Genomic DNA, 17,926 nt, shown 5'->3' with positions numbered 1-17,926 from the left:
TTCACACATGGGCGGCGTGCGGGGCCGCCAGATGGGACGCGACGGCCTTGCTGGTGCGCAGGGCGTGGGCCTGGATGGTCAGGGTGGGGTTGAGGCCGCCGGGGTACGGCATGAAGCTGCCGTCGACGACGTAGACGTTGTCCGCCGAGTGCACCCGGCCCCAGCCGTCCACCACCGAACGAGCCGGGTCGTCACCGGCCCGGCAGGTGCCGTGCAGATGGGAGCTGCCCTGCGCGAAACCGGTGGCCTTGTGGCGGATGCCGTTCGCCCCGGCGGCGCGCAGCAGCCGCTCGCAGCGTCCGGTCATGTAGCGCAGCCGGGCCTGGTCGCGCGGGTCGGTGCGGTAGTCGAGGACGATGGCGGGCAGGCCGTCCTCGTCGACGTAACGGGACAGCCCGACGCGGTTGTCCAGGTTGGGGTGGTCGGACAGGATCGTCTCGATCCGCAGTTCCAGTGCGTCCCGGACGAGCTTGGGCGCCCGGTCCCGCTTGGACTCGTAGATCAGACCGCCCACGCCCGTGGGGCAGTCCTCGTCCAGGTAGTGGTCCAGGAACGCCACGGTGGAGAACGGGCCCTTGTGGACGTCCGGGTCCGCCAGGACCTCCGGCGCGGCCTGCACGACACCGCTGACGTACTCGCTCAGCTTGACGCACAGGCCCCGCCCCACCAGTCCGGAGTGGTTGCCGACACCGGAGGGGGAGTACGTCGTGCGGGACCGCAGCAGCAGGGCCGCCGTCTGGATCGCGTTGCACGCCAGGACGAACGCGCGGGCGCGCACCTCCCTGGTCTGTCCGCTCACCCGGTCCAGGCAGCGCAGCGCGGAGACCTCCCCGGCGCGGTCCTGTTCCAGGCGTACGGCGCGGACGCCGGTGCGCAGCATGAAGTTGGGGTGGGCGGCCAGCGGCGCCAGGAAGACCGCGACGACATCGCCCTTGGCACCGGTGGGGCAGGCGTGGCTGACGCACAGCGACACCCGGTCGCACCCGGCGCGCCCCTCGTACGGGTCACGGTTGATGGCCAGCGGCGTGGGGAACGGCCGGTAGCCCAGCGACTCGCCGGCCGCGTACAGCACCCGGGCGGCGGCGGACGGCTCGTGGGCGGGGCCGCGGCTGTGCCGCGCGCCGTTCGAGCCCTCGGCCGGCGGGCCGCCGCACACCCCCAGACGCCGCTCCAGCACCTCGTAATAGGGCGCCAGATCCGCGAGGGTGTACGGCCAGCGCACCTCGGTGCCGCCGGTGTCGATGAGGCTGCCCGGGTCGAAGTCGAAGGGCTGGTAGCGGAACGAGGCACCGCCGTAGAAGACCGTGCCGCCACCGAGGTTGGAGGTGGTCCACGGCCAGCCCTCGTCGGTCCAGTTGCCCTCGTCGTCGCGGGCGACGGCCTGCCGGCACAGGGTCTCGGCCTCGTCGAGGTCCACGTGCCCGGCGAGCCGGAAGCCCTCCTCGACCATCAGGACGTCGAGCCCCTGGCGGACCAGCCGGTCCGCGGCGACGGCCCCGCTCGCCCCGCTGCCGATGACACAGACGTCCCACACGCGGTCAGCGGCCTCGTCGCCGAAACCGTCGCGGTGCGCGGGCCCCAGGAGTTCCGGGTGCCGGGCGCCGGGATTCGCCAGCGGCGAGGGTCCCCGTAGGTGCTCCATGGCGTGCTTGCCTTTCGGTCAGTGGTGCGCGGGGTGGTGGGTGCGCCCGTCGGTCGCGGACAGCCAGCCGCGGTACAGGCCGGCGAAGGGCCCGTCGCCCGCCGCCAGTACGGCGGGCGGCCCGTCCTCCACGACCACGCCGTTCTCCAGGACCAGCACCCGGTCGGCGATGGCGGCCGTGGTCAGGCTGTGCGCGATGATCAGGGCGGTACGGCCGGCCAGCACCCGGTGCAGGGCCGTGTGCACGGCCCGCTCGGTGGGGGCGTCCATGCTGGAGGTGGCCTCGTCGAGGATCAGGACGCGGGGCGCGCTCAGCATCACCCGGGCCAGCGCGACGAGCTGGCGCTGGCCGGCCGACAGACCGGCGCCGCGCTTGTGGACGTCGCTGTCGTACCCCTCGGGCAGCGCGCTGATGAAACCGTGCGCGCCGACGGCCTCGGCCGCCGCGACGATGTCCGCGCGGGTGGCGTCCGGCCGGCCCAGGGCGATGTTGTCCGCCACCGAGCCGGAGAAGAGGAACGGTTCCTGGGTGACCATGCAGACGCCGGAGCGCAGTTCGGCGTCGGCCACCTCGCGCAGGTCGGCCCCGTCCAGGGTGATCCGGCCGCCCGTCGGGTCGTACAGCCGCGCCAGCAGCTTGGCCAGCGTCGACTTGCCCGCCCCGGTCGTACCGACCAGCGCCACGGTCTCCGCGGGCGCCAGGTCCAGGTCCAGTCCGGCCAGTACGTGCGGGGAGGAGGCGGTGTAGCGGAAGCGCACGTCCTCGAAGCGGACGCGGCCGGGGGCGGACACCGCGGGCAGCGGCTTGGGGTCGGCGGGCTCGGGCAGTGTGTCGGGCGCGTGGAAGAGGACGCCGATCCGCTCCAGTCCGGCCGACGCGGCGGAGAACGCGTTGGCGAACGAGGCGAGTTCGTCGATCGGGTCGTACAGCCGGTGCACGTACAGCAGGAACGCGGTCAGCGCGCCCGCTTCGAGGTGGCCGCTCGCGATACGGAACGCGCCGAGGGCCAGCAGCAGGGCCAGCGAGAGGTTGCCGATCAGCTTGACGCCGCCGCTGAAGCAGGCACTGACCCGCCCGGAGGCGGCCCGCGCCGTGGCGTACGTGGCGTCCATCTCCCGCAGCCGCGCGGTGTTCTCGCCCTCCTTGCGGAACGCCTGCACGGCGCGGATGCCGTTGTACGTCTCGCCGGTGTGCTGCACGATCCGCTCGGTGGCGCCCCGGGTACGCCGGTAGGCGCGCCGCGAACGGTCCCGGAACCAGCGGGTGAGCAGGTACAGCGGGATGAACAGGGCGAGCACGACGGCGGCCATCGGCAGGTCGAGCCAGAGCATCACGGCGACCGTCCCCACCATCGAGAACAGGGCGGAGAACAGGCCGTCCAGGCCCATCTCCAACACCTCCTCGACCGACTCCACGTCGCTGGAGAGCCGGGCGACGACGCTGCCCGAGGGCGCGGCCTCGTGATAGGAGAGCGGCAGGCGCACGGCGTGCGCGAAGGTGCGGCAGCGCAGCCGGAACAGCAGGGTCTGCGCGATGTTCCCGGAGTAGCGCAGGAAGCCGTACCGCAGGGTGGCGGTGGCCGTCCCGGCCGTCAGCGCGAGGGCCGCGTAGGCGGTCAGCGGACCCCAGCGGCCGTCCGCCGCCGCGGGCACACCCCGGTCGATGGCGGCGGCGATCAGCAGCGGGGTGACGAGCGCGCAGACGTTCTCCAGCAGCGCCAGGCCGACGGCGCGGGTCAGCCGGCGCCGCTCGGGCGCGAGCAGGGTGCGCAGCAACTGGTTGCGGCGCTCCCGCAGCCGCCGGTCGTCCGGCCGGCCGTCGGCCTCGTCCGCCGCCCGGTCCACGTCCGGTCCGGGGGCGCCCGAGGGCCCGGGGGCGACCGTATCGTTCTCCTGCCGGTCCTCGGGCATCAGGCGCGTACCTTCCGTGCGGGGTCCTGGGACGGCGGGCCCTGCGGCCCGTCCGGCACCAGGTCGTTGACCGGGGAACGCAGCAGGTGGCGGTAGCGCCGGTCGGTGGCCATGAGTTCGTCGTGGGTGCCGGTGGCGGCCACCCGCCCGTCGGCGATCAGCGCGACCCGGTCCGCCGCGCGCAGGGTGGCCGGGCGGTGGGCGACGAGGACGGTGGTGACGTTCGCCATCACGGTGCGCAGCGCCGCCTCCACCTCCCGCTCGGTGTGCACGTCCAGCGCGGACAGCGCGTTGTCCAGGACCAGGACGGCGGGGCGGGGCAGTACGGCGCGGGCGAGCGCCAGCCGCTGCCGCTGCCCGCCGGACAGGCCCACGCCCTCCTCGCCGACCCGGGTGTCGAGCTGCTCGGGCAGGGCCGCGACGAAGTCGGCGGCGTGCGCCAGCCGCAGCGCCTCCCAGATCCGGGCGTCGTCGCGCTCCTCCGGGGGCAGGCCGAGGGCGACGTTGTCCCGTACGGTGCCCGAGAACAGCACGGGATCGTCGAACGCGCAGGTCACCACCGACCGCAGCGCGTCCAGCGAGAGGTCGCGCAGATCGGTGCCGTCCAGCGTGATCCGGCCGTGGGTGGGGTCGTCCAGCCGGGACAGCAGCGAGACGAGGGTGGACTTGCCCGAGCCGGTGGCGCCGACGAGGGCGAGGGTGCTGCCGGGGCGCACCGTCAGGTCGATGCCGCGCAGTACGGCCTCGCCGGCGCCCGGCAGCCGGTAGTGCACGTCCTCGACCCGCAGCTCGCCGCGTACCGGACGCGCCAGCGGGCGGGGGGCCGCCGGTTCGCGCACGGCGAGCGGGGCGTCCCGCAGTTGCCAGTACCGGTCGGCGGCGGACGCCGCGGTACTGGCGTCGGCGATCAGCCAGCCCAGGGTGTCGGCGGGCCAGCGCATGTAGGTGGCGACGGTGATCGCCGCCATCAGGGTGCCCAGGGTCAGCGTGCCGGTGGCGGTGCCGTAGCCGCCGAATCCCATCAGGGCGACGATGCCCACCTCGGGCAGGGCGGTGATCAGCCACCACAGGGCGGCGGTCAGGGAGATCTTGCGCAGTTCGGTACGGCGCAGCGCGCGGGCCTGCGCGGTGAAGCGGCGTACGGTCTCCGGGCCGCGGCCGAACGCCTTCAGCACGCGGATGCCCAGCACCGATTCCTCCACGGTGGTGGTGAGATCACCGCTCTGGTCCTGCGCGGAGCGGGCCGCCACGTGGAAGCGCTTCTCGAAGAGGATGGTGGCGAGCACCATCGGCAGGTACGTCACCAGCACGATCAGCGCGAGGAACGGCGACAGGTACGCCAGCACGGCCAGCCCCGCCAGCAGCGCCGCCGTGTTGACCAGCAGGTACACCGCGGAGAACGCGAAGAACCGGCCCAGCTCGGCGATGTCGGAGACCGTCCGGGACAGCAACTGCCCCGAACTCCAGCGGGTGTGGAACGAGGAGGGCAGCCGCTGCACATGGCGGAACAGGTCCGCGCGCAGCGTCGTCTCCAGCCGTGTCGACGGCCGGACGACCAGCAGCCGGCGGGCTCCCAGCAGTACGGCCTCCAGGCACCCCAGCACCGTGAAGCCGATGAGGGTCCACGGCAGCGCCGCCATGTCCTTGTGGGCGACAGGACCGTCCACCAGCCGCTGGAGGACCAGCGGCATGGACAGCCCGGCGAGCATCGAGCCGAGGGCGGCGGCGCAGGCCCCGATCATCAGCCAGCGGTGCGGCCGGAGATAGCGGGCGCAGCGCCACAGCGATCCGGTGCGGACGGGCGGGGCGCTCATCGCGCGCTTCCCGCGGCACGCAGCGCATGGGCGTAGTGCTCCAGGGCCCGGTCGGTGGCCGACCCGCTGCCGTACGCCGTGCCCAGCCGCTCCCGGGCGCCGGCCACCCGTCCCCGGGGGCCTTCGGGCTCCTCCACGACGCCGCGTACGGCGTCGGTGAGGGCGGCCACGTCCCCGCGCGGCACCAGCAGCCCCGGCGTGACGGTGCCCACGGTCTCCCGCAGCCCGCCCACCGAGTATCCGGCGACCGGCGTGCCGCACATCATCGCCTCGATGGCGCTGCCGCCCAGTTCCTCGTGGGCCGAGGGCATGACCAGCACGTCCAGGGCGGTCATCACCGCCGGGATGTCGGCGTGCGGCAGGAAGCCGGTGAAACGGAACCGGTCCGTCAGCCCCGCGTCGGCCACCGCCTTGCCCATCCGCTCACGCTGCGGCCCGTCGCCGACCACCAGGAACACCGCGGGCGGCGTTCCCGGCAGCGACTGCCAGCGGCGAGCCAGGGCGACAAAGTCCCGCCACCCCTTCTCGTGCGCCACCCGCCCCACGTAACCGACCAGGGCGGTCCCGTCCGCGACCTCCAGCGAACGCCGCAGCTCGGCCACCTCCCCGGCGGGCCGGGGCGACAGGTCGCCGACCGAGTCGGGCACGATGTCGATGGACGCGGGGTCCATCGACAGGGCCCGCGCGACGACACCCGCCGTACGGGAGGTCAGGGCGGACACCCGGGCCGCGCGCCGCACCGCATGGCTCTCGACGGCGCGCACCAGCCGGTGCTGGAACTGGTCGACCCGGGACATCGGCTCGTAGACCGACAGCCGTGAACAGTGCAGCGTCAGGCAGTACGGCACGCCCATGACGCGAGCCGCCAGCGGCCCGGCCAGCAGCGCCCACAACTGCCCGTCGGCATGCACATGGATCAGGTCGGGACGCCACCGCCGGCGCAGCCGCACACAGGCGGCCAACGCCCCGGCCAGCCATGCCTGGTTGAGGCCGACGAGCCCGGTGAGCTGCGACCGGATCGGGGGCAGCGGCGCGCGGGTCACGCGCACCACCAGCCCCGGCCGGTCCAGGCGCCGCTTCGGCAGGCCGGGGAAGCCGACGGTCAGCACCTGCTGTTCGACGCCGCGCGCCGCCAGCTCACGCGACAGCCGCAGGATCTGCACCTGCATCCCGCCGACGGCGTCGTACTCGGCGGGCCAGCTCTCGACCTGGTCGTGGTGGAAGAACGGGGTCAGCCGCAGCACACGCACTAGAACTCCACACGGGACGGAACGGACGGCGGGAACAGGGACGGGGGCGGGGCCCGCCGCGGGTCAAGCCGGGGCGGGCGACAGGCGCTCGGCACCGGCCGACTGCCCGGCGGGCGCCGCCAGCGCGTCGACGGCGCGGCCCAGCAGCTCCAGCGGCACGGGCACCAGCGGCAGCGGACCGCTGCGCAGCACCTCGCCGGGAGCGGACAGCAGCACCATCGGGGTGGCGGCGGGCGGGCACGGCAGATAGCCGCGCTTGTTGTCGTAGGTCAGCCAGTGCTTGACGTCCGCCGGGTCCACCAGTGCCGGGACGGACCCCTCCAGACCTGCCTTGGCGACCAGTTCGCGGTGCAGACCGACCAGGTCGCCGGAGGCGTGCCCGAGCAGCCGGGACACCTCGGCGGCCACGATCATGCCGACGGCCACTCCCGCGCCGTGCGCGACCTCGCCCCGCGCGGCGTGCTCGATGGCGTGCCCGGTGGTGTGCCCGTACTCCAGCACCAGACCGTCCCGCCGCTCGTGCTTGTCCGCACCGGTGACCTGCGCCTTGGCCGCCACGCTCTCCTCGATGATCCACCGCATCGCGGCGTCCTCGTAGCGCGCGTCCGGCCGCAGCTCGGCGGAGAGCCGCTCGATCATCGACGGGCGGATGGCCAGCGCGTTCTTGACCACCTCGCCCATGCCCGAGCGCAGCTCCCGCGCCGGGAGCGTACGCAGCATCGCCGTGTCGGCGAGCACCTCGGCCGGCTGGTAGAAGGTGCCGACCAGGTTCTTGCCGAAACTCGCGTTGACCGCCTGCTTCAGCGACAGCACCGAGTCCAGCATCGCCACCACGGTGGTGGGCACGTGCACCAGGGTGATGCCGCGGAACAGCAGGGAGGCCAGCAGCCCGGCGATGTTGCCGGTGATGCCGCCGCCCAGCGCCACCACGACGCTGCGCCGGTCGGCACCCTGGGCCAGGGCCTGCTCGGCGAGGTCGCCGACGGTGCCGATGCGCTTGTGCACCTCGCCCGCCGGGTGGGTCAGGAGGACGGCGGGACCGGCGTCCTTCTCCAGCCGGGCGACCAGGTCGCGTCCGTAGAGCGCGGCCACCGTGGTGTCGCACACCACGAGGTAGCGGCTGGCCGCGCGCTCGCCGAGGCGCGCGACGATCTCCTCGGCGCACTCGGTCCCGAGCCGGTAGGGAAAGCTGGTGTCTTCCATGGTGATGGCGGTGACGTGCATGGTCTCCCCGATTTCGTGGGCGGGTCGCGGGACGGTTGCTCCGGCGGGCCGGCTGCGGCCCGCCGCCTTCAGCCGGTCAGCAGGGCGCCGTGCCGCACGACCTTGCCGAAGGCCGTCGCGATGTCATGCATGTCGCTCTCGTCCCCGAGCAGGGCGGCGTGGTGCACGGTGACGGTGCGCCGGGCCGCCTCCTCGCACACCGGCAGCTCGAAGCGCTTGGGATCGATGCGGCTCTCGTGCTGGACACCCAGCGCGAAGCGGCCACGGCTCCTGGGGTCGTACAGGCGGTTGCGGGTGATCGGCGCGTAGCACGGGGCGACGGGGAAGCCGAGTTCGGCGGTGAGCGCCTCGCCGACGGCCGTCGCGTCCACGTGGGTCAGTTCGCCCTCGGGCAGCCGGGCGGCATAGGTGTAGTACGTACGGGTACTGGTGCCCTCGGACGTCGTCTGCGGCTGGTAGCCCTCGTCGGCCAGCAGCTTGTCCAGGAGCGCGGCGTTGCGCCGCCGCCGCTCGTTCTGCTCGTCCAGCACACCGAGCTGCTCGACGAGCAGCGCGGCCTGGAACTCCGACACGCACCGGTTCGAACCCATCAGTTCGCCGGTCTCCACCAGCTCCATCCGCCCGTCGCCGACCGGCTGCCCGGCCAGGCAGCGCCCGTCGGCGCGCAGGTGCTCCACACGGCGCGCGAACTCCGCGTCCCGGGTGATGACGGCGCCGCCCTCACCGCTGGTGAGCACCTTGCTGTGCTGCATGCTGAAGGTCCCGGCGGTGGCCAGCGCGCCGACCTTGACGCCGCGGTACTCCGCGCCGTGCGCCTGCGCGCAGTCCTCCAGCAGTGGCAGTCCGTGCCGGTCGGCCAGGGCGCGCAGCGCGTCCATGGCGGCGACCGCCGAGTACAGGTGGACGACGACGATCGCCTTGGTGCGCTCGGTCAGCGCGCTCTCCACGGCGGCGGGGTCCAGGCACAGCGTGTCGGGGTCCACGTCGCAGAAGACCGGGACCGCGTTGATGCCGAGGACGGTCGAACCGGACGCCACCCAGGACAGCCCGGGGACGATCACCTCGTCGCCGGCGCCGATGCCGCACGCCTCCATGGCGAGCATCAGGCTGGCGGTGCCGCTGGCCGCGGGTACGCAGTGCTCGACCCCGTTGTACGCGGCGAACGCCTGCGCGAAGCGCCGCTCCTGGGACGGGGCACCCCGGTAGGGGCCGCTGATCGACCAGCGGCCGGAGGTGAGCACCCCCTCCAGCGCCCGGACCGCGCCGGGGGCCGGCTGCGGCCACAGGGGCCAGGGGCGGGTACGTACCGGGCTGCCGCCTTGCACGGCCAGGGACCGGGTCATCTGATCGTCCTTCCTGAGCACGGGGCTGGGGGAGTGGGGGAGAACGGCCGGGCGGTCAGGCGCGGAGGTTGAAGTACGAGCGGGTGTTGCCGTCGGCGCGGCGCAGCGCCACGTCCAGCGCCCGGTCGTGGTCGGCCAGGCCGAACTCGTGGCTCAGCAGCGCGTCCACGTCGACCGCCCCGGCGGCCAGCAGCTCGATGGCCTCGCCGAACCGGTCCCCGGGCCCCATCGACGCCTGGAGGGAGAGGACCTTCACCACGATGTGGTGGGGCGCCATCGTGGCGGCTTCCTCGATGCGGTAGCCGATCAGACCGATGCGTCCGCCAGAGCGGACAGCCTCCACCGCTTCCTGTACCGCCAGCGGGTAGCCGGACGCCTCCAGCACCACGTCCGGCGTCAGCTCGGGGTGCTTCTCGACGAACCCGACCAGCTCGCCGGGGTCGCCGCCGACGGTGTGCGGCACGCCCAGCGCGTGGGCCGCCTGGCGGCGTTCGGTCACCGGCTCGGCGAGGACGGTGACTTCGGCGCCGCGCAGCCGTACGGCCTGGGCGAGCAGCAGGCCGATGCCGCCGGCACCGGTGATCGCCACCTTCTCGCCGGCCGTGACCGCGAGCCGGTCGACCGCGTTCAGCGCCACCGCCAGGGGTTCCACCTGGGTGGCCTCGCGCAGCGAGAGGCCCTCGGGCAGCCGGTGCAGGTTGCCGGTCGGCACGGTCATGTACTCGGCGCACGCGCCGTCCCGGGTGAACCCGAGTTCCTGCAGGTCGGCGCAGAGGGTGGGCTTGCCGACGGTGCAGTGCCGGCAGCTTCCGCAGGCCACGGTGAGGTCGCCGACCACGTTCTGGCCGACCAGGTCGGCGGCACCGCCGGCCTCGACCACGGTTCCGCTCCACTCGTGCCCCGGCACCACGGGGTAGGTGAAGCCGTGCCAGACCCCCTTGTAGAAGGAGAGGTCGCTGCCGCAGATCGAGTTGTAGGCGAGCTTCACGAGCGCCTCGCCGGGCGCGGGCTCCGGCACGTCGCGCTCGGTGAGCACGGCCTGCAGGGGAGCTTTGAACATCAAGGCTTTCATCGTGCAGACCTCCGTGTCACGGGACCGGGCGGATGCCGGGCGTCACGAGTAGCGTCCGCTCCAGCGAATGAAGCGCCCGGGGAGCGTACGCCAAGTTGTGGGGCGCTTGTCAACTAAAGCGGGCGATGGGGTGGGTGACGCATGGTTCGGGCGGGTGCGGGGCCGCCCGGACGCGCCCGGCGCCGGCGTGTGGCCGCCGGCCGGGCCCCGGCCAGTGCCGCCCGGAGAGTCGCGACGCCCGCCACCGCGAAGATGAAGTCGCTTGCGGGCGGGCCGAGTTCGAGCCGCATTCCTTGACCGCCTCGCGCACCCCGCCTCCGCCCCGGAACCGGGAGGCCGGATCAGGGCTGGCCGAATTCGTACGGCCCGAAGACGGCCCGCGGACGGCCCGGAAGGAAAAGTAGGGACCGTTCGGCCCTAGTCACCGGCCCGGCCGTCACTCCGTCCCGTCGGCCCGGTTCGGGCCGGAGTCCGACCGTGCACCTGCAACAGCCGCCCCGAGCTGGGTATGTTGGACGCCGTACCGGCGCGGTCACATCCCGTGGAGCGGCCGGTCGTGGTGCCTCGGCGAGGTGCCCGAGCGACGGGAGAGCAGCGAATGAGCCAGGAAGCGCGACCACAGTCCGGCACCGTCGACGTCAGCATTCCGAGCGTGGCGCGGATGTACGACTACTACCTCGGCGGCAAGGACAACTACGCCGTGGACCGCGAGGCGTGCGAGGAACTGAACAAGGTCGTGCCGAGCACACAGGTCCTGGCGGTGAACAACCGCCGTTTCCTGCGACGGGTGGTCCGCTGGCTGGCACAGGAGCAGGGCGTACGGCAGTTCATCGACCACGGGTCCGGCCTGCCGACCCAGGACAACGTCCACCAGGTCGCCCAGCGGGTCGCCCCGGAGTCACGGGTGGTCTACGTCGACAACGACCCCATCGTGCTGGCCCACGGCCGCGCGCTGCTGGAGGAGAACCGCAACACCGCGGTCATCCAGGCCGACATGCGCGACACCGACGGCATCCTGAGCCACCCGGAGGTGGTACGGCTGATCGACTTCGACCGGCCGGTGGCCGCGCTGTTCGTGTCCGTGCTGCACTGCATCCCGGACGAGGACGACCCGGCCGGCCTGATCAGGCGGGTCGCGGAACGCCTGGCCCCGGGCAGCTTCCTGGTCGTCTGCCAGTTGGTCAGCGAGGACGCGGCCACCCGTGACTTCGTCACCGAGTTCATGCGGGTCAGCACCCAGGGCCAGTGGGGCCGGGTGCGCACGGCAGCCGAACTGGGCTCGTTCCTGGAGGGGCTGGAGATCCTCGAACCGGGCCTGGTGGAGGTGTCGACATGGAAGCCGGACGCGGACATCGGACCCAAGCAGCTCACCATGGAGTGGATCGAGTACGGCGGGGTCGCCCGCAAGCGGTAGGGGAGACGGCTGCTCCGTCCGGGTCAGTCCTCCCGCGTGCCCCCGATCAGCTCCTCCAGGATGGCCTGGGTGCCGCGCGGGGACTCGGCCTGGGCGCTCAGCCGGTCCATCACGGCGAGGTAGTGGTCGACGTCGTCGCGCTTGTCCAGATAGAGCGCACTGGTCAGTTGCTCCAGATAGACGATGTCGGGCAGGTCCGGTTCCAGGAAGCGCATGATCGTGATCGGCCCGCCCGCCGCCGCGTGCCCGCCGAGGTGGAACGGGGCGACCTGCACGGTGACGTTGGGCAGTTGCGACATGGCCAGCAGATGCCGCAACTGGCCCGACATGACGTCGGGGCCGCCGAGCGGGCGCCGCAGGGCCGCCTCGTCCAGCACCGCCCACAGCCGGGGCGCGCCGGGCGCGGTGAGCAGCGCCTGCCGTTGCAGGCGCAGTTCCACCCGGCGGTCGACCTCCTTCCTGGAGGCCTGCGGGTTGCCGAGCCGGCAGACCGCGAAGGCGTACTCCGGCGTCTGCAACAGGCCGGGCACGAACTGCACTTCGTAGGTGCGGATGACGGAGGCGGCCTCCTCCAGGCCGATGAGTGTCTCGAACCAGGTGGGCAGTACGTCGTTGTAGCGGTGCCACCACCCGGGTGTGCTGGTCCCGCGGGCCAGCGCCAGGAACTCGGCGCGCTCCTGCTCGTCCGTGACCCGGTAGAGCGTCAGCAGGTCGGCCACGTCGCGTTCCTTGCAGCCGACGCGGCCCAGCTCCAGCCGGCTGATCTTGGCATGCGACCCGCGGATGGCGTCGCCGGCCGCCTCACGGGTGACGCCCGCCGCCTCACGCAGCCGGCGCAAGTGGGTGCCCAGAATGATCCGCAGGACCGTCGGGCCGCCCCGGGGATGTTCGATGTGACGGCGCAGGGGCGGAACGCGCCCCGGCTGCGCGGCGACCATGATGACTCCCCTGTTGGTCGGATGAACGCTCAGTGTCCCATCGCCTCAACTGTTCGTACAGCGGAGGTGACTATCCGGCCGACATATGCGTCAGCCGGTCCCGGTCAGGTCGTCGAAATCCCCGTCCTTGGCTCCCTGGACGAAGGCCGCGATCTCGTCGCGGGTGTAGACCAGTGCGGGCCCTCCCGTGTGCCGGGAGTTGCGTACCGCCACCCCGCCGTCGGCGAGAACGGCCAGCTCGACGCAGTTCCCGTTGGGGTTGCTGCGGGAGCTCTTGCGCCACACCGCACCCTCGATGGCGCTGGCGCATATGCCGTTGGGCAATGACTCCATACCGCTGTCTCCTTACTGGAGGATCTGGCTCCGCCCGGTACGGCCCCGTACGTACGGTGGCGTGAAACGGGCCCCACACGGCCGTACTTACCGATGCAATTGCAGATGTACTTGCAGCGGATGGCGGCCGACGAGGATATTAGCCCTCCTGAACTGCGCGGCCCAGCCCCCGAAATGCCCCATGGCGGAGATCGTGATGACTACACATCCGGCACCGACCGTGCGCGACGCGCGCCACGCGGAAACGGGTACGGAACAGCCGGCGACCAACCTGGACGCCTTCGCCGTGTGCGCGCTCAGCGGCGCCTACAGCGCCGTCGCGGAGGCCCGCCGCTTCACCGCCGCCACCCTCGAAGGGTGGGGCGTCTCCGCGCCGGTCGTCTCGGACGCGGTCCTGGTGGTCTCGGAACTCACCGGCAACGCCCTGCGCCACGCCGTCCCCAGGCGCCCGGGCGCCGAAGAGCCCCGGCCCGACCTGATGTGCGCGGCCTGGCTGGCGCTGGCACACCAGGACGCCGGCGTCCTGTGCGCCGTCTCCGACTCCAGCCGTGCCGTCCCGGTCCTCGCGGCTCCGGACCTCCTCGCGGAGGAGGGGCGGGGCCTGTGGATCGTCGACCGGCTCAGCGAGTCCTGGGGCTGGACCCGTCCGGACGACGCCGGCAAGACAGTCTGGGCCCAGCTCCCGGTCCCACGGCCCACCCGGTGAGCGGTGGCCACGGCCCTGTTCGTTGACGCGCACCTGTCTCCCACGTTCACTTGAGGAGAACTGGCGTCGACGAGCGAAGGCGGTCGAGCATGGCGGTGGCAGTGCGAAGGCCCGGCGTCCCGGAGGGGGCGGACGACGACGCCCGCGCACGGGCCGTGGGTTACGAGGGATGACGGCCCCCTCGGCCACGGCGGCCGGCACCGAGGAGAGCCCGGCTCCGCCGGTCAATTCGCACACCGAGTGGGACCCGCTGGAGGAGATCATCGTAGGCCGCCTCGACGGCGCGACGATCCCGTCCAGCCACCCGGTCGTGACCTGCAACATCCCGCCGTGGGCGGCGCGGCTGCAAGGGCTCGCCGCCGGTTACAAGTACCCCAGGGTGCTGATCGAACGGGCCCGGCAGGAGCTCGACGCGTTCATCGCGCTCCTGGAGTCCCTCGACGTCACCGTCCGGCGTCCGGACGCGGTCGACCACCGGCGGCGCTTCGGCACCCCCGACTGGTCGTCCCGAGGCTTCTGCAACACCTGCCCCCGCGACAGCCTGCTGGTGATCGGCGACGAGATCATCGAAACGCCGATGGCCTGGCCGTGCCGGTACTTCGAGGCGCACTCCTACCGCACGGTCGTCAAGGACTACTTCCGGCGGGGCGCGCGCTGGACGGCGGCACCGCGACCACAGCTCACGGACGAACTGTTCGACGCGGACTTCCGCGTCCCGGGGGCCGGCGAGCCCATGCGCTACATCCTCACCGAGTTCGAGCCGGTGTTCGACGCGGCGGACTTCGTCCGTGCGGGACGCGACCTGTTCGTCACCCGCAGCAATGTCACCAACCGGATGGGCATCGACTGGCTGCGCCGCCACCTCGGCCCCGGCTACCGCATCCACGAGATCGAGAGCCGCTGCCGCACCCCGATGCACATCGACACCACCTTCGTCCTGCTCGCACCCGGAAAGGTGCTGGTCAACCCCGAGTACATCGACATCGGCCGGCTGCCCGACGTGCTGTCCTCGTGGGACGTCCTGGTCGCCCCGGAACCCACCCCGGTCGACGGCCGGCTGCTCAAGCTCACCTCGCTGTGCGGCAAGTGGCTGAGCATGAACGTGCTCATGGTCGACGAGAAGCGGGTGATCGCGGAACGGCACCACACCGGGATGCTGCGCGCGCTGGAGAAGTGGGGGTTCGAGCCCATCCCGTGCGACCTGCTGCACTACGCGCCGTTCGGCGGCTCGTTCCACTGCGCGACCCTCGACGTCCGGCGGCGCGGCACGCTCCAGACGTACTTCTGACCGCAGCCGCACGGTGTGCAGGAGGCAGCCCCGGCGGCACGGCCTGGGCTGTCTCCTGCACATGCCGGGTCCGGCCCTACCTCGCCTGGTGGTGGGCGCAGGTTTCAGCGGCGGCCTTCAGTTCGCGCAGCCACTTCTCAAGGCCCTCGCGCAGAATCCGCGTCGCGGCGGGGACGTTCGCCTCGACCTGTTCGCCGGTGTGCGTCTCTTCGGTGCTCACCCGGACGCCGCCGGGGACCTTGGCGAAGTTCCATACGTGGACGCCGTCGATGCGCAGCCCTTCGGCGGACGCCGGGCCGGTCCAGCGCAGGCAGGAGCCGGGCCGGAGCTGCTCGACGGTGGAGGTGATCTCCAGGCTGGTGGCGGGGGTCGCGGGGTTGGGGGGAATCGGGGTCGTCCACCGGAACGCCGAGCCCCTGCGGAGCGGGCCGCGATCCAGGCGTTCCGCGGTGTCGACGGAGGACTGCCAGGCGGGCCAGCGCGCCACGTCGGTCTGCAGCTTCCAGATGGTGTGCAGCGGCGCGTGGATCACGGTCTCGGTGCGGTGGCGGACGGCCGCGTCGGGATCGACGCCCTTCCCGCGGCAGGCGAGGGACTTGGCGGGGTGCGAGGGGGTGGCCCCGGCGGGGGCGGCGGTTCCGAGGAGGCCGAGGGCGAGCGGGACGGTGAGCAGGGCGGCTCGGAGGCTGGTGCTGGGCATGGTGTTCCCCTTGTGGGTGGTGGGGTTGTCGGGTGACGGGCGGGAGGGTGTGCGGCCGGGTCCGGGTGGCGCGGGTCAGCGTGCGGTCGGGCGCCGGGTGCGGGCCCGGTGGAGCGTGACGATGAGCGCGGCGGACGCGACGACCATCAGCACGGCGAACGCGGGGTGCATGTCCTTGGACAGGCTCCGCGCGGGGTCGGAACGCGTCAGCCATACGGTGAGCGGGGCGGCGTACGTGACGGCGAGCAGGGCCGCTGCCCAGCGGACCGCCCGGTCCCGCACCTGCCGGAGAGCGCCGGCCAGTGCGATCGCGACCGGGATGCCCGACAGCAGGGCGAACTGGCCGACGACCATCGCGGGGACCGCCCAGGAGGAGACGGTCAGCGACAGCGGCACGCGGCGGGCTGCGCGGGTACGGGTGCGGGCGCCGGGTGGCTCAAGTGTGGTGGTCATGTGGGTCCCTCGGTCCGGTGGAGCGCGGCGCGAGGGCGCGCGGTCGCACCGCACGTTTCGCGCTGGCTAGAAGCTCATTCTGTAGTTATAAGTTATAACCGCAAGGGAGTGAGGGGTCAACGGTTTGGTGAGAGCTTCTAACTGGGGGTGAGGTGCGAGGGTTGAGGTGCCGGCTCTTCCCTTACGTGCCCTCGTCCGGCGCGGGTGCTGGCTGTTCGGCCGACCGGTCGCCCTTCGGCTGTGCGGCCTCGCGGACCTGTCGGGCGGCCCGGCGCGCCCGTTCGGCGCGGCCGCGGTGGTCGTCCGCGTCCGGGTGGCCGTCGGTGGCCAGGCGTTCGTGATGGAGCGCCAACTGGTCCTGGACCTCGGCCAGTGCGGCCGCCGCGGCGCGGAACCGTGCCTGCAGCCGCTCCACCAGGCTCTCCAGGGCGGCCTGCTGCGACCTTTCGTCGCCGAAGGCCCGCCGGATGGAGGCGGCGATCTCCTCCTCGATGCTGCGCCGCTCGCGCGCGTCACCGGATTTCGTGTGGCTCAGGGTCGCTTCGGTACGGTCCAGCCGGGCCTGGCTGGACGCGAGCAGGGCCCGCGCGCGGCTGATCGCCTCGTAGGACCGCTTCTGGCGGACGGGCACGGTGATCCCGGTGAGGCGGCTGATCCGGTCCGCGTGGTTCTCCCGCGCGTCGAGGAAACGCTGACGGGTCCCGGCGGCGGACTCCCGTGCGTCGGCGGTGGCCTCCCGTTCGCCGATGAGCTGTTCCTGGCCTGCGGGGCGGCTCGCAGTGGTGGGGGCCGGTGGGGTGGCCGGCGACTCGATATCCGTATCCACGGAGGCAGTATGCGATGCCCTGGGGGCCGCCGCGCAACTTGTCGCCGCGGGCCCTGAGGCGTGCCATCGTGCCTGGTCGGCCTCGCTGTTCACCCGTACCTCATGCGTACCGGGAAGATCCGTCGCCTGCCCGCGACGGCAGGCTGCCGCGCGTGCGTCTCTTTCAGGTCGGCCTGCCGGGGCGGCGCGGGCGTAGGGTCGTGCCGGGTCGGCTCCGTACGGTGTCCGCCGGTTACGGCCGGTAAGCCCAGATGCCACGCGGGGTGGAGCGTCAAGCGGGCGCGGACGCAGCGGTTTTCGGCGGGAGAGGCTCCCCGGGGCGCTCGCGCTGCGCCCCGCTACAAGCGGCTCAAAACCGCCTAAAGGGTATGTTTGCCGGTCATTCGGCAGGGAGTGATCTCCTCGTTCCCAAGATTGTTATCGCGGCGAGCTTGCCGCACCACCACCTCTTCAGCCGCAGTGCCGAGACAGGAGTCCGCCCATGCTGCCCGCCATGTCGCGCCCCGACCGTGAACGTTTCCTCGCCGAACCGCGCGTGGGGGTCCTGGGTGTGACGGACACCAGAGGCGGTGACCGGGGGCCCCTGATCGTGCCGGTCTGGTACAGCTACGAGCCCGGTGGCGAGGTCGTCATAGAGACCGGCCGCCAGACCGTCAAGGCCCAGCTCCTGCGCGCCGCCGGACGGTTCAGCCTCTGCGCGCAGGACGAGGGACGGCCGTACCGCTACGTCAGCGTCGAGGGACCCGTCACCGCGATCGACGACCCGCTGGACCCGGCCCTGCGCGAGGCCCTGGCCCACCGCTACCTGGACGCCGAGGAGGCCCGCGGTTACCTGGCAGCGACCTCCGGCCAGCTCACGGAGGACATCGCCTTCCGGATGCGCCCGCAGCACTGGCGCAGCGCCGACTTCGCGGCCTTCGCGGCCGACTTCTCCGAAGGGGGAGCCGGGGAGGAAGCCGCCCAGCGCTGAGCGGACCCGCCCGCGCACCGCCGTACCGCACGCAAGCTGTTG

The 17,926-nt window shown here is 72.8% G+C and carries 16 protein-coding genes; 4 read left to right on the top strand and 12 right to left on the bottom strand.

Going from position 1 to position 17,926, the window contains the following annotated elements; genetic code table 11:
* Nucleotide 1 precedes the first annotated feature (1 nt).
* From EJG53_RS02315 to EJG53_RS02285, 7 genes are all read right to left on the bottom strand, one after another.
* Nucleotides 2–1,642, bottom strand: a complete 1,641-nt coding sequence (locus EJG53_RS02315) for a GMC oxidoreductase (RefSeq protein ID WP_125043351.1) — start codon at nt 1,640–1,642, stop codon at nt 2–4.
* Between the two features lie 18 nt (nt 1,643–1,660).
* A complete protein-coding gene (locus tag EJG53_RS02310) occupies nt 1,661–3,553 on the bottom strand; it encodes an ABC transporter ATP-binding protein (protein WP_125043350.1) in 1,893 nt (630 codons plus the stop codon).
* Nucleotides 3,553–5,367, bottom strand: a complete 1,815-nt coding sequence (locus tag EJG53_RS02305; protein WP_125043349.1) for an ABC transporter ATP-binding protein — start codon at nt 5,365–5,367, stop codon at nt 3,553–3,555. Before EJG53_RS02305 ends, EJG53_RS02310 begins: the two co-directional genes overlap by 1 nt.
* Nucleotides 5,364–6,611 (bottom strand): glycosyltransferase family 4 protein, encoded by a 1,248-nt coding sequence (locus EJG53_RS02300; protein WP_125043348.1) that lies wholly within the window; start codon nt 6,609–6,611, stop codon nt 5,364–5,366. Before EJG53_RS02300 ends, EJG53_RS02305 begins: the two co-directional genes overlap by 4 nt.
* A gap of 69 nt (nt 6,612–6,680) precedes the next feature.
* Nucleotides 6,681–7,841, bottom strand: coding sequence for a 2-deoxy-scyllo-inosose synthase (locus tag EJG53_RS02295; protein ID WP_125043347.1), 1,161 nt, complete (start codon nt 7,839–7,841; stop codon nt 6,681–6,683).
* 68 nt (nt 7,842–7,909) lie between these two features.
* Entirely contained in the window at nt 7,910–9,184 is a 1,275-nt protein-coding gene (locus EJG53_RS02290; RefSeq protein ID WP_125043346.1) for a DegT/DnrJ/EryC1/StrS family aminotransferase, read from the bottom strand.
* Nucleotides 9,185–9,239: 55 nt separating this feature from the next.
* Nucleotides 9,240–10,244, bottom strand: coding sequence for a zinc-dependent alcohol dehydrogenase (locus EJG53_RS02285; RefSeq protein WP_167515020.1), 1,005 nt, complete (start codon nt 10,242–10,244; stop codon nt 9,240–9,242).
* 610 nt (nt 10,245–10,854) lie between these two features.
* On the opposite strand from EJG53_RS02285, the gene EJG53_RS02280 reads away from it, so the two are divergent.
* Nucleotides 10,855–11,670 (top strand): SAM-dependent methyltransferase, encoded by an 816-nt coding sequence (locus tag EJG53_RS02280; protein WP_125043344.1) that lies wholly within the window; start codon nt 10,855–10,857, stop codon nt 11,668–11,670.
* A gap of 23 nt (nt 11,671–11,693) precedes the next feature.
* On the opposite strand, the gene EJG53_RS02275 is transcribed toward EJG53_RS02280, so the two are convergent.
* Both EJG53_RS02275 and EJG53_RS02270 read right to left on the bottom strand, forming a co-directional pair.
* Nucleotides 11,694–12,608, bottom strand: coding sequence for a helix-turn-helix domain-containing protein (locus EJG53_RS02275; RefSeq protein WP_125043343.1), 915 nt, complete (start codon nt 12,606–12,608; stop codon nt 11,694–11,696).
* Between the two features lie 90 nt (nt 12,609–12,698).
* Nucleotides 12,699–12,941 (bottom strand): DUF397 domain-containing protein, encoded by a 243-nt coding sequence (locus EJG53_RS02270; protein WP_125043342.1) that lies wholly within the window; start codon nt 12,939–12,941, stop codon nt 12,699–12,701.
* A gap of 196 nt (nt 12,942–13,137) precedes the next feature.
* Between EJG53_RS02270 and EJG53_RS02265 the strand changes: the two genes are divergently transcribed.
* Nucleotides 13,138–13,647, top strand: coding sequence for an ATP-binding protein (locus EJG53_RS02265; RefSeq protein ID WP_244954932.1), 510 nt, complete (start codon nt 13,138–13,140; stop codon nt 13,645–13,647).
* Nucleotides 13,648–13,816: 169 nt separating this feature from the next.
* A complete protein-coding gene (locus tag EJG53_RS02260; RefSeq protein WP_125043340.1) occupies nt 13,817–14,935 on the top strand; it encodes an amidinotransferase in 1,119 nt (372 codons plus the stop codon).
* A 76-nt stretch (nt 14,936–15,011) separates the two neighbouring features.
* On the opposite strand, the gene EJG53_RS02255 is transcribed toward EJG53_RS02260, so the two are convergent.
* From EJG53_RS02255 to EJG53_RS02245, 3 genes are all read right to left on the bottom strand, one after another.
* A complete protein-coding gene (locus EJG53_RS02255) occupies nt 15,012–15,635 on the bottom strand; it encodes an SRPBCC family protein (RefSeq protein ID WP_125043339.1) in 624 nt (207 codons plus the stop codon).
* A 75-nt stretch (nt 15,636–15,710) separates the two neighbouring features.
* Nucleotides 15,711–16,088, bottom strand: a complete 378-nt coding sequence (locus tag EJG53_RS02250; RefSeq protein WP_125043338.1) for a hypothetical protein — start codon at nt 16,086–16,088, stop codon at nt 15,711–15,713.
* 181 nt (nt 16,089–16,269) lie between these two features.
* Nucleotides 16,270–16,914: a hypothetical protein gene (locus EJG53_RS02245; protein ID WP_125043337.1), complete on the bottom strand. Its 645-nt coding sequence runs from the start codon at nt 16,912–16,914 to the stop codon at nt 16,270–16,272.
* Between the two features lie 481 nt (nt 16,915–17,395).
* Here EJG53_RS02245 and EJG53_RS02240 point away from each other — a divergent pair, with 481 nt between their 5' ends.
* Complete coding sequence (locus EJG53_RS02240) at nt 17,396–17,884, top strand: pyridoxamine 5'-phosphate oxidase family protein (RefSeq protein WP_125043336.1); 489 nt, start codon at nt 17,396–17,398, stop codon at nt 17,882–17,884.
* The last annotated feature ends 42 nt before the right edge of the window (nt 17,885–17,926 follow it).

The sequence above is a fragment of the Streptomyces chrestomyceticus JCM 4735 genome (assembly GCF_003865135.1).
GTDB lineage: Bacteria > Actinomycetota > Actinomycetes > Streptomycetales > Streptomycetaceae > Streptomyces > Streptomyces chrestomyceticus.
Note: the sequence above shows the minus strand (reverse complement) of the source record. Positions and strands in the feature narration are given on the sequence as shown.

Bases quoted from the DNA above. Each gene is read 5' to 3' on its own strand.
- EJG53_RS02295 (WP_125043347.1), bottom strand. From the start codon at position 7,841: ATGCACGTCACCGCCATCACCATGGAAGACACCAGCTTTCCCTACCGG.
- EJG53_RS02260 (WP_125043340.1), top strand. From the start codon at position 13,817: ATGACGGCCCCCTCGGCCACGGCGGCCGGCACCGAGGAGAGCCCGGCT.
- EJG53_RS02265 (WP_244954932.1), top strand. From the start codon at position 13,138: ATGACTACACATCCGGCACCGACCGTGCGCGACGCGCGCCACGCGGAA.
- EJG53_RS02280 (WP_125043344.1), top strand. From the start codon at position 10,855: ATGAGCCAGGAAGCGCGACCACAGTCCGGCACCGTCGACGTCAGCATT.
- EJG53_RS02285 (WP_167515020.1), bottom strand. From the start codon at position 10,244: ATGTTCAAAGCTCCCCTGCAGGCCGTGCTCACCGAGCGCGACGTGCCG.
- EJG53_RS02250 (WP_125043338.1), bottom strand. From the start codon at position 16,088: ATGACCACCACACTTGAGCCACCCGGCGCCCGCACCCGTACCCGCGCA.
- EJG53_RS02270 (WP_125043342.1), bottom strand. From the start codon at position 12,941: ATGGAGTCATTGCCCAACGGCATATGCGCCAGCGCCATCGAGGGTGCG.
- EJG53_RS02240 (WP_125043336.1), top strand. From the start codon at position 17,396: ATGCTGCCCGCCATGTCGCGCCCCGACCGTGAACGTTTCCTCGCCGAA.
- EJG53_RS02290 (WP_125043346.1), bottom strand. From the start codon at position 9,184: ATGACCCGGTCCCTGGCCGTGCAAGGCGGCAGCCCGGTACGTACCCGC.
- EJG53_RS02275 (WP_125043343.1), bottom strand. From the start codon at position 12,608: ATGGTCGCCGCGCAGCCGGGGCGCGTTCCGCCCCTGCGCCGTCACATC.
- EJG53_RS02305 (WP_125043349.1), bottom strand. From the start codon at position 5,367: ATGAGCGCCCCGCCCGTCCGCACCGGATCGCTGTGGCGCTGCGCCCGC.
- EJG53_RS02255 (WP_125043339.1), bottom strand. From the start codon at position 15,635: ATGCCCAGCACCAGCCTCCGAGCCGCCCTGCTCACCGTCCCGCTCGCC.
- EJG53_RS02310 (WP_125043350.1), bottom strand. From the start codon at position 3,553: ATGCCCGAGGACCGGCAGGAGAACGATACGGTCGCCCCCGGGCCCTCG.
- EJG53_RS02315 (WP_125043351.1), bottom strand. From the start codon at position 1,642: ATGGAGCACCTACGGGGACCCTCGCCGCTGGCGAATCCCGGCGCCCGG.